The sequence below is a fragment of the Pseudomonas sp. PME37.24/006 genome (genome assembly GCF_055556635.1).
On the sequence record NZ_JBVHNL010000263.1, the window covers coordinates 1 to 244 of the forward strand.

The 244-nt window shown below is 51.2% G+C and carries 1 protein-coding gene; it reads left to right on the forward strand.

The window, feature by feature from the left end; translation table 11 throughout:
• Positions 1-50: 50 nt before the first annotated feature.
• A partial coding sequence (locus ACZ3GY_RS24660; protein WP_465912439.1) for a hypothetical protein occupies positions 51-244 on the forward strand: 194 nt, incomplete at its 3' end.

The window sequence follows — 244 nt, forward strand, 5'->3', positions numbered from 1 at the left end:
GGCCGGTCTATGGGTGGCGCATGTGAATAAGGCACTGAAGTAAGCACGTCATGCAAACAACAACTTGGCCAGATAAATCGCCCGACGATGTGGAAGACGTGTTTTTTGATTATTCCGATTTTCTCTACACCGGCGAAACGATCACCGAGGCCACGATCACGGTGGTGGTGATCAACGGTAAAGACGCCAATCCAGTTGCCATGAAGGTCGGCAATCGAACCATCAATGCAGATACCGGCGTCGT